Annotated in this window: 14 protein-coding genes; 12 read left to right on the plus strand and 2 right to left on the minus strand. The window is 38.8% G+C overall.

Annotated elements, in window-relative coordinates:
* The first annotated feature begins 43 nt into the window (after positions 1-43).
* From CR194_RS03365 to CR194_RS03390, 7 genes are all read left to right on the plus strand, one after another.
* Positions 44-901 (plus strand): patatin-like phospholipase family protein, encoded by an 858-nt coding sequence (locus CR194_RS03365; RefSeq protein WP_146035905.1) that lies wholly within the window; start codon positions 44-46, stop codon positions 899-901.
* Between the two features lie 275 nt (positions 902-1176).
* Positions 1177-1620: a hypothetical protein gene (locus CR194_RS03370; protein ID WP_110608217.1), complete on the plus strand. Its 444-nt coding sequence runs from the start codon at positions 1177-1179 to the stop codon at positions 1618-1620.
* Between the two features lie 108 nt (positions 1621-1728).
* Positions 1729-2961, plus strand: a complete 1233-nt coding sequence (locus CR194_RS03375) for an MFS transporter (protein ID WP_233254210.1) — start codon at positions 1729-1731, stop codon at positions 2959-2961.
* A 48-nt stretch (positions 2962-3009) separates the two neighbouring features.
* Positions 3010-3180, plus strand: a complete 171-nt coding sequence (locus CR194_RS20375; RefSeq protein WP_199228114.1) for a hypothetical protein — start codon at positions 3010-3012, stop codon at positions 3178-3180.
* A gap of 172 nt (positions 3181-3352) precedes the next feature.
* Positions 3353-4621 (plus strand): L-lactate MFS transporter, encoded by a 1269-nt coding sequence (locus CR194_RS03380; RefSeq protein ID WP_233254211.1) that lies wholly within the window; start codon positions 3353-3355, stop codon positions 4619-4621.
* A gap of 204 nt (positions 4622-4825) precedes the next feature.
* The gene (locus CR194_RS03385) at positions 4826-5374 is read left to right on the plus strand and encodes a DUF420 domain-containing protein (protein WP_233254261.1); all 549 of its coding nucleotides are present in this window, start codon (positions 4826-4828) and stop codon (positions 5372-5374) included.
* Between the two features lie 165 nt (positions 5375-5539).
* Positions 5540-7315, plus strand: coding sequence for a S8 family peptidase (locus tag CR194_RS03390; RefSeq protein WP_110608220.1), 1776 nt, complete (start codon positions 5540-5542; stop codon positions 7313-7315).
* A 1-nt stretch (position 7316) separates the two neighbouring features.
* Here the strand turns inward: CR194_RS03390 and CR194_RS20635 are convergent, their stop codons facing one another.
* The gene (locus tag CR194_RS20635; RefSeq protein WP_110608221.1) at positions 7317-7472 is read right to left on the minus strand and encodes an aspartyl-phosphate phosphatase Spo0E family protein; all 156 of its coding nucleotides are present in this window, start codon (positions 7470-7472) and stop codon (positions 7317-7319) included.
* 290 nt (positions 7473-7762) lie between these two features.
* On the opposite strand from CR194_RS20635, the gene pgmB reads away from it, so the two are divergent.
* Together pgmB and CR194_RS03405 are read left to right on the plus strand one after the other, a co-directional pair.
* Positions 7763-8410: a beta-phosphoglucomutase gene (pgmB, locus tag CR194_RS03400; RefSeq protein WP_110608222.1), complete on the plus strand. Its 648-nt coding sequence runs from the start codon at positions 7763-7765 to the stop codon at positions 8408-8410.
* A gap of 71 nt (positions 8411-8481) precedes the next feature.
* Entirely contained in the window at positions 8482-10785 is a 2304-nt protein-coding gene (locus tag CR194_RS03405) for a glycoside hydrolase family 65 protein (protein WP_110608223.1), read from the plus strand.
* Positions 10786-10819: 34 nt separating this feature from the next.
* On the opposite strand, the gene CR194_RS03410 is transcribed toward CR194_RS03405, so the two are convergent.
* Positions 10820-12463: a PucR family transcriptional regulator gene (locus CR194_RS03410; RefSeq protein ID WP_110608224.1), complete on the minus strand. Its 1644-nt coding sequence runs from the start codon at positions 12461-12463 to the stop codon at positions 10820-10822.
* Positions 12464-12646: 183 nt separating this feature from the next.
* Here CR194_RS03410 and CR194_RS03415 point away from each other — a divergent pair, with 183 nt between their 5' ends.
* The 3 genes from CR194_RS03415 to CR194_RS03425 are packed head-to-tail and all read left to right on the plus strand — an operon-like array spanning position 12647 to position 15368.
* Positions 12647-14017: an aspartate aminotransferase family protein gene (locus CR194_RS03415; RefSeq protein ID WP_408640720.1), complete on the plus strand. Its 1371-nt coding sequence runs from the start codon at positions 12647-12649 to the stop codon at positions 14015-14017.
* Positions 14014-14721, plus strand: a complete 708-nt coding sequence (locus CR194_RS03420; RefSeq protein WP_110608226.1) for a CoA transferase subunit A — start codon at positions 14014-14016, stop codon at positions 14719-14721. Before CR194_RS03415 ends, CR194_RS03420 begins: the two co-directional genes overlap by 4 nt.
* Positions 14700-15368: a 3-oxoacid CoA-transferase subunit B gene (locus tag CR194_RS03425; protein ID WP_110608227.1), complete on the plus strand. Its 669-nt coding sequence runs from the start codon at positions 14700-14702 to the stop codon at positions 15366-15368. The genes CR194_RS03420 and CR194_RS03425 overlap by 22 nt, the downstream gene beginning before the upstream one ends.
* Positions 15369-15384: the final 16 nt, after the last annotated feature.

Raw genomic sequence — 15384 nt, forward strand, 5'->3', positions numbered from 1 at the left:
CCCTTTCGCTACAATAGAGAAAGAGGATACAAGGAGGATGAAAGTGTTGGAAAAAACAGGGTTAGTTTTAGAAGGAGGAGGTATGAGGGGAGTCTATACAGGAGGCGTGTTGGAATATTTTTTGGAACAAAATATTCATTTCCCTTATATTGTTGGTGTTTCTGCCGGAGCGTGTAACGCTTCATCATATATTTCCAGACAAGCAGGTAGAAATAAAGCCGTTACGATCGGTTATGCGGATCACCCAGATTACATATCTGTCAGAAGGTTAATTCGATCGGGAGAATTGTTTAATATGGATTTAATCTTCAATCAAATCCCAAATATAGAGAATCCATTTGATTATCACCAGTTTTTTCAATCAACGCAACGATTCCATGTTGGCGCGACTGATTGTCATACTGGAGAGACAATTTACTATGAAAAACAAGAGTTAGGTGATGATTTCAATAAAATCTTACGTGCTTCCTCTTCACTACCAATGATAGCACCAGTGGTTCAACACGGTGAAAGAACGCTTTTGGATGGGGGAATTAGTGATCCTATTCCAATTGAACAGTCTATCAAACAAAACAATGAAAAACATATTATTATCTTGACTCAACGTAAGGGTTATTTGAAAACCCCAGCTAAAAGGGGGATGTGGTACTTTACTAGAAAATATCGTAATTATCCTGGTCTCCAAGAAGTGGTGAAAAATCGATCAGTTGTTTACAATAAAGCTTTAGATCAAGTGGATGAACTGGAAAAGCAAGGAAAGGCCTTTGTGTTCAGACCTGCAAACTTACAGAACGTCACTCGGCTGGAACGAAAGAAAGACCGCCTTCAGGCCCTTTATGATCACGGTTACGATCAGGCAAAAGCGCGGTTTGATGAGTTAATGGATTTTTTAAATAAATAACCACCTTCTATATTTTCAGGACAGCTACAGGAATCTGTTCGCATAATGAAGATTCAATATCACAATGTTCAGGGGGATTTATTCTGATAGTAAGAGGAAAGATCTCGTGACACATCGTATCGGTAGAGAAGTGATCCTGCAATCCTCTTTGAATGGTCTTTCGAAGAGGGTTTTCCTGTTCATATAAGAGGTGATGAGGGTTCATTTAGAGTGGCTCGTGAGTGATGATGCGAATTTTAAGTGCTATACACGAGAGTCTCGATAGGAGCGTTTGTATGAATCGTGGGAAGAGCTATAGAATATTAATTATCGTTTTATTTTTTGCATTTGTTAGTTTATTGTCTAGGTCTCTTGTTTATTTAGTCATCTCTCTAACAATTGCCGTATTAATCATCGTTCTCCTAAGCCGAGATGTTAAACAAAGAGAACGAAACAATCGTGAAGTGAAAAACACTATACCAAACACTGAGACAAGTAAAGACCAGTTTGCGGTCGAAAGGACGACAAAGATAGCAGATTATAGTCTTGCTGGAATATTTCTAGTATTAGGGGTATTGATGGGAAGTTATGGATTAACGGGTTTTTTTGAGATCGAAGGGATTTTCCATCAACTAGGGTGGATGACAGAAGAGTCGTTTGTCATTATAGTATTTATTGTTGTGGGAATGTTGTTAATATTATATGGACTTTCCATACTACTGAAAAGGTGGTTGAGTTAGTTGCAGAGGAGGGGTAGCTTTAGCTATCCCTTTTCAATTGTTTGACTCGTAAGCTATAATTATATTTAGAGTACCGAAATATATAACAGAAAGTGTAAGTGATTCTATATGGCGAATCGTAATCTTCTAATCATGTGGATAGCAAACTTCTTCGTGGCTGCCAGTGCAACGATGGTTCTTCCTTTTTTATCTATTTACATAGAGACGTTCGGATCATTTTCCGATGCTTATGTACAACGGTGGTCAGGATTTATTTTTGGAATCACCTTTCTTGTTGCTTTTTTTGTGTCACCACTATGGGGCAGATTTGGTGATAAATTTGGTCGCAAGAAAATATTATTAATCACAGGATATGGAATAGCTGTCTCAATTTTTTTCATGAGCTATGTTGATTCAGTAGCAGGTTTGTTTTTTTTAAGAATGTTTATGGGAGTTGTGACCGGGTTTATTCCCACATCCATGGCGTTAATTTCGGCCCAAACAAATAAAGAAATAGCAGGAAAAGTTCTAGGGACTTTGCAAATGGGCACAGTATCGGGTGGATTATTCGGTCCGCTTATAGGTGGATTACTAGCTGATGCAGTTGGTTTTACTTATACGTTTTTTATCACAGCTATTGTGATAACTATTGCTACAACTTTTGTAATGATCGCTATTAAAGAAGTGGTGGTCAAGGACGAAAAAGAAACTGTAGAGAAGAAACGAACAATGAAAGAAGTGATTCAGTATATTTTAGCAGATCGGTTATTAATCATGATCATGCTCATCTCGTTAATCGTACAAACAGCTAATTTCAGTATTCAGCCGCAACTCGCTTTATATGTAGGACAACTTCTTTCAGCGGAAAATATAGCTTTCATGGCAGGATTAACTTTTTCTGTCACGGGGTTAGGAAACCTTGTTGCCACTAGGTTTTGGGGTATTCAAGGAGACCGCATTGGCCACGACAAAATTTTGCTTATTTGCCTAGTCGTAGCAGGTGTTTTCTTTCTTCCTCAAGCATTTGTAACGAACATTTGGCAACTGGTTGGATTGAGGTTTATGTTTGGAGTAGCCATCGGTGGGATCATTCCATGTGTTACAGCTTATATTCGACTTGCTGTTCCCATCTCTATGCAAGGAGAAGTATTAGGATACAACCAGAGTTATCGATTTTTAGGAAATGTATTAGGTCCTGTTACTGGAGGGGTTGTCGCTGGTATTTGGGGCATCACGTCGGTGTTTTATCTTTCTTCCTTTTTATTTTTCATCGCTGCTTTGCTTCTCTTACTTGTCTTAAAAGGGAAAAAGAAAAGAACCATTGCAAAAAGAAGTTTAGTAAATTCTTCAGGACGGGCATAAAAAAATAAGCAATTAATGATAAATACACATGTATAGGGGGGAACAAAGATGGTGCTAACTAGCAAAGAAAAAAAGATGCTGATCCGTATTTTAAAAAAAGAGAAACGTCGAATGTTTGGTCTTAAAGAAAACAAAAGAGATGTTGATCAACTATTAGATAAATTAGAACAAAGTTTCAGAAATGAAAAGGTGAACGAGGTAAAGCCTTCTAAATTATAAAGAAAGTGAGTCCCTGCTAGGAAATGAAGCAGGGATTTCTTTTTGTCACAAAGTTGTTAAAAAGTTTCGGTGAATTTGTGAAAAGTATAACAAACTCCTTTTCTAAAGAAGATTCATGCTTTAAAGTCAAAGTAGAAGGACTGAGTGAATTGAATCTGAAAAGGTGGTAATGATGATGAAACTGAAAAATCGATGGCTCATAGCATTATCTGCAGTGGCGATCCATTTATCGATCGGATCGGCTTATGCTTACAGCGTTTTTCAAAATCCGTTAGCAAGCCAATTAGGGTGGGAGACGACACAAGTAGCTTTAGCTTTTACCATAGCAATCTTTTTCTTAGGTGTCTCTGCAGCGTTTTTTGGTCCATTTGTAGAAAAGAAGGGACCTCGAAAGGCGGCGCTGCTTGCAGCGGTTCTCTTCTCAACTGGGTTAGTTGGTGCAGGAGTAGCTGTTTCTATGGAATCTTTGGCACTGTTTTTATTATTTTATGGAGCAGTGGGCGGAATGGGCCTCGGTTTAGGTTATATATCTCCGGTGTCTACTTTGGTAAAATGGTTTCCTGACCGTCGGGGTCTGGCAACAGGAATGGCTGTTTTTGGGTTTGGAGCTGGGGCATTAATTGCAAGTCCTGTGGCTGCACAATTGATCGAATCAGTTGGGATCGCTTCGACCTTTTTCATTCTTGGTGCGACATTTTTTATTTTAATGGTTTCAGGCGCTCTATATATTGCTAAGCCTCCTGTAGATTGGAAGCCAAAAACAATGCTTGAAAAAGAAGAAAAGCAAACGCAACCTGTGAAAGAAGATTTAGCTCAATTGACAGCTAAAGAGGCAGTTAAAACCAAGCGATTTTGGATGCTGTGGGTAATGATGTTTATTAATATATCTGTGGGGATCATGCTCATCTCAGTAGCATCTCCCATGGCCCAGGAAAAAGTAGGCATGACCGCGATTGCTGCAGCAAGCATGGTTGGTATTATGGGTCTGTTTAACGGAGGAGGAAGAATATTGTGGGCGTCAGCCTCTGATTATATTGGTCGGGCTAGAGTATATACCATCTTCTTCAGTATTCAATTGGTAGCCTTCTTGATTCTTCCAACTATTTCAAATGTGCTTTTATTTCAAGCGTTAATTTTCATTGTTATATCTATTTATGGTGGAGGTTTTGCATCTTTACCTGCCTTTATTGGTGATTTGTTTGGGACGAAAGAATTGGGTGCGATCCATGGCTTGTTACTAACTTCTTGGTCAATGGCTGGGGTAGTTGGACCAATGGTTGTCTCTTTTGTTAGAGAAGCGACCAACAGTTACAATTTAACTTTTTATATATTCGCTGGATTGTTGGTGTGTGCTTTCGTAACTTCTATATATATGACAAAAAATATCAAAGAAGTAAAAAAAGAAAAAGAGCTTCGGGTCATAGAAACAAAATTAGCCTAATATCAATTATTTTCAATATATAATGAACTTGAAGCACTCCGCAAGTTATCATGCGGAGTGCTTTCTTTCTTTTAACTTGATTGATTTCGTTGTATAATGTGTAATATTATGATTAATTATTTAGCGGGTGAGCGAGAAACATTTTAGATTAATTCCTAAAGAAAATCATAAAGATTAGGTTAAATGTTAAAGGAGTTGAGACGAATCAAGGATCTCTGGAATAAAATAGTAAATCATCACGTGCGAACGGTCATTATTGTCACAATCATCGTAAATTTTTTAGTCGTTTTATTATCATTTATACCCGGATATGTGGGGAAATTGCCAAATTGGATTAGTACATTGCCTTTATTGAATGCTACTTTAAATTCTTTTACGTTTGCTTTTTTGTTATTGGCGTTACTGGCTATTATCAAAGGGAACATCAAGTTGCACCAAAGATTTATTTACGGGGCTTTTACGACGACCAGTTTGTTTTTAATATCCTACGTAACATTTCATTTTATGGCGGAGTCTACTCCATATGGTGGAACTGGAGTAATGGTAGGATTTTATTATTTCATCCTAATCACGCACATCATTTTGGCGGCGATTATCGTGCCTTTAGCATTAATGAGCTTTTTTACTGGTTACAAGGATATGCGAAGTACTCACCGAAAGTGGGTACGATGGACGATGCCGTTATGGCTCTACGTGAGTGCGACAGGCGTCTTAGTTTATGTCATGATTTCTCCATATTACACATTTAATTAAAGCTCTCTTATTTTAAGAGAGCTTTTTTATTGTCATGATTTGTTATCATTTGCTGTTTCCGAAAAATCAACACTTCCTTTCGTAAGGCGTCGACTCTTTTCTTCATACTTTTTATCAATTTGACACATCCTAAGTTTTAGAATGTTCTAGAAAGGGAGGCGTCTTATGAAGGGAATTTACCGGCTAGCTTTGTCTTTTAGTATTATTTTAATTTTTTTATTAGCTCTATGGTTTCGAAGTGAACATTTGGACCATTCTGCACATCCAGATAATGACTCTATCGTCCAACAGAAAGCATTTAATGAGCTACAAGCGGAAGATTTAGTTATGACGATTGAACTTTTTTTACAGCAAGTGAAACTCGATTTAGCGAAATGGCAAGAGGATATGGAAGAGGATCCGGCGCTTCGTGAAAATTGGTTAAATGAACAAATTAATGATCATCCTCATATTGACGGATTTACTGCGTTTAGCATGCCGTCTAAAGAAAAATTGTACGAAAAAGGATCGTTACCTGAAGACGCTATTGATAAACTATTTCAAGGAGAACCAGAGATAAACGGATGGACATACTCACAACCTTATATTTCACAAGGGTCTAAAAAAATGGTTTTAGGATTAACTAAGGACAATCATTGCTTTGTCTCAGAGGTAGATATCAGTTTTGTTGAGAAGTATGTGAAAGAATTAGCGTCCTTGTCTGATAATAACGGTAATTTTTTTATCGGAGATTCTCAACTGGATGTATCCTTTTCTGACGAAGAAGCGGAAGTTGATGAACTGAGTGTCGTAAAAAAAATTCCAGAATTAGACTGGGGGCTTTACTTGTCCTCTGAACAGGAATTTTCGTCAAAAGACCATCTGAAAAAAGGGGAAGTGGTCGTTGTTTTAGATGATGATATCGATCCTGAAAAGTGGTCGAAGGAGCATGAGGTCTTCTTATTAGATTATAGTGGAAATTCAGCGGTCGTAAGGGACTTAACAAGGGATGCAGAAGAAATGATGGAAGAGTGGTACGGGGACCCTACCGTCGTGTATATGGAGCCTAACTATACATTTGAAAAACAAACGATAGCCAAAGAAACAAACTTATTACCCGATGACGAGTTTTATAACCTATACCAATGGAATTTAAAACAATTACATGTGGAGGGAGCTTGGTCTGAAACAATAGGAAGTGATATACCTGTAGCCATAGTTGATAGTGGCGTAGACCCATCACACCCAGATTTAGAAAAACGGATTGTAAAAGGCTATAATGCCTTTGAAGATAATGAAGCCTTTGTAGATGACAATGGTCACGGAACACATGTAGCAGGGATTTTCGGTGCGGTAACGAATAATGGCGAAGGGATTGCAGGTGTCACTTGGTCAAATCCGATCCTAGCAGTAAAGGTGTTAGATCATGAAGCGATCGGAAATTCGTTTTCCATTGCTAAAGGTATTCGCTGGGCAACAGATAACGGAGCAAGAGTGATAAATTTAAGTTTGGGTGATGAGCATCGATCAGAGGTCATGCACCAAGCAATTAAATACGCTTATGAACGAGATGTGGTGTTAATTGCAGCTACTGGAAATGATAATGTTGAAACACCGATGTATCCTGCTGCTTTTGAAGAGGTTTTGGCTGTAGGATCGATCAATGATCTTGAGGAGAGAAGCTTTTTCTCGAATTATGGAAAACATACAGACGTCACGGCACCAGGAGAACATATACCAAGTACATTTGTTGGAGGACAGTTTGTGATGATGAGTGGCACCTCCATGGCCTCACCGCATGTTGCGGGTTTAGCTGCGTTAATTCTCTCTCGAGATGAAACATTAACGAATAGTGAGGTGTATGATATCATTCGCTCTACAGCCTTTGATCTCGGTAAAAAAGGATTTGACCAGTACTACGGATATGGGACTGTAAATGCTTCAGAAGCATTAAAACAATAATTCAATGTTGATCATGTTGGTGAAGAGTTTGATATTTGAAAATTAACTCATCAAGCTCTTCAGACCTTTTTAAAGTCTTATCAGCGGACAAACCGTATTTTAATACAGAATCAATTAATTCTTGTCTTTTTAATTCAATGCATATACTTTTAACCATCTAAACACTCCAATGCTACTAAGATTATATTCCTATTATTAATCAAAATCCGACGAAAAGGTAGTCATTCTCGTTTTGTTGTCAAATATAGAAATTATATTTTAAAATTCGACACAATATGCGATCCGTTTATTTGTGAATATAGCCTTGTATGAAGCAAATGTATTTGAAGAAATAAACCTAAGTTTGACAATCTTATGAATATACAAGTATTTTATAAAAACGCTTTCCTTTTTTTGCACGCTAAGCTAGAATAGAGTTGGATAAAGAGTGTGGAGGAGGAAGCATAGATGTCGAAACCTAAAGCCGTGCTTTTTGACTTGGACGGAGTTATTGTAGATACTGCCAAACATCATTTTCAAGCATGGAAACAATTAGCTAATGAATTAGGATTTTCTTTTACCGAACAAGATAACGAACGTTTAAAAGGTGTCAGTCGAATGGATTCACTTAATATCTTACTTGAGATCGGTCAAGTGACGAAGAGTCAATCAGAGAAAGAAGAACTGGCAGCTAGAAAAAACGAACGATATGTCCAGTCTATTTCAACCATGGATGAAAGTGAAATACTTCCTGGAGTGATATCTTTTTTAGAGGAATTAAATGAAAATCACATTCCATTTGCGTTAGGTTCAGCTAGTAAGAATGCCCCAAGAATTTTGAAGAAGATTGGTTTATACGATCAATTTCATGCGATTATCGATGGCAATTCAATAGCTAATGCGAAACCAGACCCTGAAGTTTTTTTAAAAGGAGCAGAAGCTCTGTCTGTGAATTCAAAGGATTGTGTAGTATTTGAAGATGCTCAATCAGGAATTGAAGCAGGTAAAGCTGCAGGAATGTACGTAGTAGGTGTTGGAGATTCAGCTATTTTAAAGGGTGCAAATGATTACATTCAATCAATGGAAGAAATGTCACTGAATCGTTTAAGTAAGTAATTTTTTTTCTTAAGTAATGCAACCGATTGCACTTGTAGGTAGTTTTTATTAAAGAAAACGGAGGGATTTGTATGAAACCTTATTTAAAAGAACATGAATGGTCCATCATTGAGGAAGGATTCGACCCGGATAAGCATGAAATATCTGAGAGTATTTTTAGCATAGGCAATGGACACATGGGACAAAGGGCGAACTTTGAAGAAACTTATACAGGATCGTCTTTACAAGGGAGTTACATGGCCGGCGTTTATTACCCAGATAAAACGAGGGTAGGCTGGTGGAAAAATGGCTACCCTGAATATTTTGCCAAAGTATTGAATTCAACGAACTGGATCGGGCTACGCATTGTGATCGATGGGGAAGACCTTGATTTAAACGAAGCGAAAGTGAGTGAGTTTGTCCGAGAGTTAAATATGAGGGAAGGCTACTTACAACGAACGTTCAAAGCTGAGTTAAGAGAGGGAAAGGAGATCAAAGTAAAAGCGACTAGATTTGTGAGCATTGTCCAAAAAGAAATTGGTGCGATAAAATATGACATTACACCTTTAAACTTTGACGGCACTCTCGAAGTGACCTCTTATTTAGATGGAGATATTAAAAATAAAGATGCCAACTATGATGAGAAATTTTGGGATCCTGTAGCAACATCCCTTAGCAAAGACCGAGCTTCTGTTACAGTTAAAACGAAAAAATTAAACTTTCACTTTTGTTCTACAATGGAAACGCAGTTGTATAGAAATGATCAGAAACTTGACGTAGATGGTGTGGGTTCGGAAGAAGTGAAATATGCCGGGATCACATACAAAGCCCCTTTAGTCAAAAACGAAGCAACTACCATTTATAAATATGCCGCAAATGTTACAAATCGTGATCACGACGAACAACAGCTTGAAACCGTTTCTAGTAAGTCGTTGGACGGAGCGGTAAAAAAAGGATTCGAACAACTGAAGGAAGAGCAGGCTTCAGCTTGGAAACAAAAATGGCTCGACAGTGATATTGTCATTGAAGGGGATATTTCTGCTCAGCAAGGCATCAGGTTTAATATTTATCAATTAAACCAAACATATTCGGGAGAAGATGCCCGTTTAAATATTGGTCCTAAAGGATTTACTGGTGAGAAATATGGTGGCAGCACGTATTGGGATACGGAAGCATACTGCTTGCCTTTCTATTTAGCCACATCAGAAGAAAGAATTCCAAGAAACTTATTGATTTATCGTTACAACCACCTAGAGAAAGCTCGAGAAAACGCTAAAAAACTAGGTTTCGAAAAAGGGGCTCTTTACCCTATGGTCACCATGAATGGAGAAGAGTCCCACAATGAGTGGGAAATTACTTTCGAAGAAATTCACCGTAATGGAGCAATTGCTTACGGTATTTATAATTACGTGAATTATACAGGAGATAAATCGTACCTTGGCGAATACGGAATCGAAGTCCTTGCAGAAATTTCTCGGTTCTGGGAAGAACGAGTGAATTTTGTCCCTCAGAAAAATGTTTATATGATGTTGGGGGTTACAGGGCCAAATGAATATGAAAACAATGTTCATAATAACTGGTACACGAATCGTATAGCTACATGGACGTTAGAATACACTTTATACGTACTCGATTTCTTAAAAGATACTGATCCTGATTTATACGCACAGTGGATTGAAAAGCTAGATCTTAAAGAAGAAGAAATGAAAAAATGGGTAGATATTATTGACAAGATGTATTATCCAGAAGATAAAGAGCAAGGGGTCTTTTTGCAGCAGGATGGATTCTTAGATAAAGAATTATTACCCGTATCCAAGTTAGACTCAAAGCATTTGCCATTGAATCAGAACTGGTCTTGGGATCGAATTTTGCGCTCTTGTTTTATAAAACAAGCCGATGTTCTTCAAGGTCTTTACTTCTTGAACCATGAGTTTGACATCGAGACAAAAAAACGGAATTTCGATTTTTACGAGCCGATGACTGTGCACGAATCCTCTTTATCTCCTTGCGTTCACTCCATTTTAGCTTGTGAGCTAGGGTATAAAGAAAAAGCGTATGAGATGTATTTACGTACGGCTCGTCTAGATTTGGATAACTACAACAATGATACAGAGGATGGTTGTCACACAACGAGTATGGCAGGAACTTGGATGTCTGTTGTTCAAGGGTTCGGAGGAATGAAAATTTCCAATGATCAACTGATTTTAAATCCGTTTATTCCTGGGCAATGGAAATCATTCTCGTTCAAAGTTTTATTCCGCGGTGCTCGCTTAATGATTCATGTGGATCAAGAAGAAGTAACCATTACGAATGAAACAGATATCGCTTCTGACATTGTCATCCACAGTGATAAAATTTATTTAAAAGGAAACGATCAAATAACCGTGACCCATTAAAGACATATAGAGAAATAGCACCTGATCTCAGGTGCTATTTTTTCCATTCTGTAAACTTATAAGCAACAATGGCTAAATGTAGATTTAAGCGGGCGTCAGGTGAACTGAGTTGAATCCCTGTTTTTTTCTCAATTTGTTTAAGGCGGTATTTTAGCGTATGGCGATGAATGTAGAGTTGGGCTGAAGTTTGCTGGAGATTACAATTATTAGCTAAGTACGTTTCTAATGTAAGAATGTAATCTTTACGCGTATGCTTCGGATGAACCAGTTCGCCTAAATACTGCTCATAATAATTCTGTAGGGAAACACCGGCATTCTCCATCTGAATAAGCACTTGGTAAAACCCTAGATCATCGAAAAAAACCGTTTGAGTATGATGGAGCAAAAGATGTGAATAATAAACAGCGTTTTCAGCTTGCCGAGCACTTTCTGATAACATCCTTAAATCTGAGTAGGGACGACCAATCCCAAACAGGAGTGGTTCTTTGTGATGTTGGAGCCATTTGTTTTGAATTAGATCCATTTGGGTGAGAAGATGACGATTCTCGTCAATGAGAGAATTCATATCAACCTGTATTAGAGCATAACATTCGTTTATTTTAGGCAATAGAATCACTTGTCGATGATCTTCTTGAAATATTAATGATAAGGAATAATGAAGCTGACTTGCAGCAGTTGCTTGAGCGGTTTGCCCCTCAGTTTGTTCAGGGAGTTTAATGTAAACAACTTGGTGGGGAAGGGACAAATCATAGCCTAACCGTCTTCCACGCTTAAGCGCATCTTGGACTTGGAAATGTTCTTTATTTAAGATTTCATCCACAAATTCCCCTTGAATTCGCACCTTCGTTTCATCTACAGCATATTGCTTCACTAATTCGATCCCAATTAATGTTGAAATGTGATCTGAAATAACCATCTCCATTTCAGACCAATCGGTTTTTAAATGAATCATTAACAGATAACCGTACGTAAATGCTTTGGCTTCTATTTTAGAAGCAGAGCAAATATAATTTCCTATAATAAATGGAGAGCAAGTACTGTCTTCTAGCGAAAAAAATAGTTGATCCAAATCGAGTACTTCATCCTTGATTGCAAGCTCTTGATTATTGATCTCCATTTCATGAGCAGTTTTTTTTACTGAAGAAATAAAGTGGTTAGAATCATTAAATACATAAATGCTTGCTTTAGTCAGAGGACTAATTTTCTTAAGTGTATGATCAAGGCCATCCAAACTAAACGCTAGTTTCGTCATTTCTTGATGGACTCTTAAAGAGTTCTCTAATAAACGGATTTGTTTGTTGGCGATTTGTTCAAGCAATGCTTTCGTTATCGTCGAAAAATTGATTGAAGAAGGGATTTCAATTAAAGGTAACTGCTGAGCGTTCGCTTCGTCTATAAATATTTGTGGAATGTCAGATAAATAAAAGCCGGTGTAAACCGCAAGTCCGGCTAACTTTTTTGAGCGCATCAACTCTATGAAACGCTTCTGATACATCACATCGTCCACCAGGCCGAAGCCTGTTGTAATAATGAATTCTCCGTCTTGAAAACGAGAGATATCCTCGATAATTTCGATGGTCGTCACCCATTTGATTGTTTGATCAGCACCTTTGTCCCCGGCGATAAGAGTGGTTTGTTCAAAAGCAGGCAATGCCATCGCTTCATGAATGGTCAACATAGTTCAAGCCCCCTAACGAAGGTCGATTATACATAGTGTATAAAAAAACAGGCCTTTTTTTTGGTTAAAAAGAGAATAGTCAGACTTCTTTCTTTAGAATACACTAAAAGTAAGCGATTTCAAAGAATGGTAACAAGTTAGTGTACTACTCGGTAAGGGGGCCATTCATAAGGAGGGATGAACATGGCTAGTTATTTAATTAAACCGTTTCTTGATCAGGAATATCCTATAGCTGACTACGGAAAAGGAATATATTTATACGACAATGAAGGCAAGGAGTATATAGACGGTTCTTCAGGAGCGGTAACGGCAAGTATCGGCCACGGAGTGTTGGAAATAGCAGACGTGATGAAAGAACAGGCGAAGAAAGTATCGTTTGTTTATCGTTCACAATTTACTAGTGAGCCGGCAGAAAAGCTGGCTGAAAAGTTAAAAGATTGGGCGCCTGGAGATGTGAACTGGAGTTTCTTCGTCAATAGTGGCTCTGAAGCTACAGAAACAGCTTTAAAAGTGGCTATTCAATATTGGCAGGAAAAAGGAAAACCATCTAAGATAAAAATCTTGTCACGGTGGATGAGTTATCATGGGATCACGCTAGGAGCCCTTTCTATGTCAGGTCATGTTGGGAGAAGGGCGAGATTCACACCGCTGTTAGAAGATTTTCCGTCGGTAAACCCACCTTACTGTTACAGGTGTCCATTTCATAAGACGTATCCGGAATGCCAGCTTATGTGTGCTGAAGAACTGGAAACAACCATTCGTCGTATAGGAGCAGACCATATTGCTGCTTTTATAGCTGAGCCGATTATTGGGGCATCGGGAGCGGCTATTGTTCCTCCAGAAGGTTATTACCAGCGAATCAGAGACATTTGTGATAAATATGAAGTTTTATTCATTGCAGATGAGGTCATGTCCGGAATCGGTCGAACTGGCAAGGCCTTTGCGATTAATCATTGGCAAGTGCAACCGGATATGATTGCGGTTGGAAAAGGATTGACAGGCGGCTATGCTCCCCTTGCAGCTACCATGATCAGTGACCGGATTATGGCTCCGATCGAGAGTGGCTCAAAGCTGATCATGAGCGGACATACGTATAGCGCTAATCCTCAGTCAACAGCCGTAGGTTTAGCCGTTTTAGAGTACATGGAAAAACATCAACTAGTGAAACGATCTGAAAAGATGGGAACGTTGCTCCTAGAGAAACTTCATAATCTCAAACAAAAATATCCTATCATTGGCGATGTAAGAGGAAAAGGTTTGCTTACGGGAGTGGAATTCGTATCTAATATTTTCAATAAAATTCCCTTCGCTTCAGAGGTGAGTGTGTCAAAAATTCTCATAAAAAAGTGTATGGATAAAGGATTACTAGTGTATCCTGCCTCAGCAGGAATAGAGGGGCATGGAGGAGATGCGGTTCTGATAGCTCCACCGTTAGTCATTGAAAAAGAGCAGTTAGAGCAATTAATCAAAATTTTCGAAGAAGCGGTGAAAGAATTACAAATCGAATTACAAGTTCAAGGGTATTTTCACACAGTGAAAGGTGGGGTGTCATGAAGCGACATATACAAGAAGTGAACAAGGGGATTTCTTTAGAAGAATTAAAATCATATTTTACTTCAGGGATGTCTTTAATGGTAGGAGGATTTGGCGGGGTAGGCAACCCGCCATCTCTAATTAAAATGATCTTGAATATGAATATAGAGGATTTAACTCTGATTTGTAACGATACAGGTTTTCCTGAGATTGGTGTAGGTCAATTGATTACAGATAAGCGAGTCTCGACTTTATACGCCAGTCACATTGGTTCGAATCCAAATGCAGGAAAACAGATGACAGATGAAGAGCTAATCGTTCATTTTTTTCCTCAAGGCACGTTGGCTGAAAAGATACGTGCAGGTGGCGTGGGGTTAGGGGGAGTGCTAGTGGACGCCGGTGTAGGAAATCCTTTCGTCGAGAAAGGTCAACAAACAACGACCATTGCAGGGCAAACATACTTAATTGAACCAGCATTAACGGCAGATGTTTCAATCGTTTATGCAAAGAAGGCAGATCCATATGGAAATCTCATATACGATACAAGTGCGCGAAATACAAATCCACTGGTGGCCATGGCTGGAAGGATAACAATAGCAGAAGTGGAAGAAATCGTTCCGTATGGAGAGATTGATCCGGAAGAAGTCGTTACCTCTGGTGTCTTTGTGGATTATGTTGTACGAAGTGAGGGGGTGGATTGGACATGGGCATGGGAAAAGAAGTGAGGCAGTTGATTGCAAAAAGAGCAGCAGAAGAAATAGAGACAGGGATGGTTGTAAATTTAGGAATCGGGATTCCGACCTTGGTGGCTAATTACGTGAGAGATCGTCATGTCATGTTTCATGCGGAGAACGGCATTCTCGGTACAGGTCCTAGTCCATCCGAGGGGGAGGAAAATCCTCATCTTTGCAATGCTGGAGGATTTCCAATAACCGCTTTACCTGGCGCATCTTATTTTGACAGTGCGACAGCTTTTGCGATTGTCAGACGCGGTCTACTGGATATGACGATCATGGGGGCTCTAGAAGTGAGTGAAAAGGGTGACTTAGCGAACTGGATCGTCCCTGGAAAACGGGTGCCTGGAATGGGTGGCGCATTGGAACTTGCTCAAAAAGCTAAAAAAGTCATCATATTAATGAGCCACATCGGCAAAGATGGACAGCCGAAAATTGTCACCCATTGCTCGCTTCCCCTGACGGCGGAAAGTTGTGTCCATTTGATCATTACTGATATGGCAGTGATTGCTGTAGAACAGGAGGGGTTAATTTTGCGAGAAGTATTTGAACCCTATTCTTTAAATGATGTGATTGCAAACACTGGTGCCCCGTTTATCAGAATCGATTGTGTTCAGAAAGGGGTGAAGGGATCGTGACCAAGCAAATAGAGAA

This window comes from Salipaludibacillus keqinensis, assembly GCF_003226325.1.
Lineage (GTDB): Bacteria > Bacillota > Bacilli > Bacillales > Salisediminibacteriaceae > Salipaludibacillus > Salipaludibacillus keqinensis.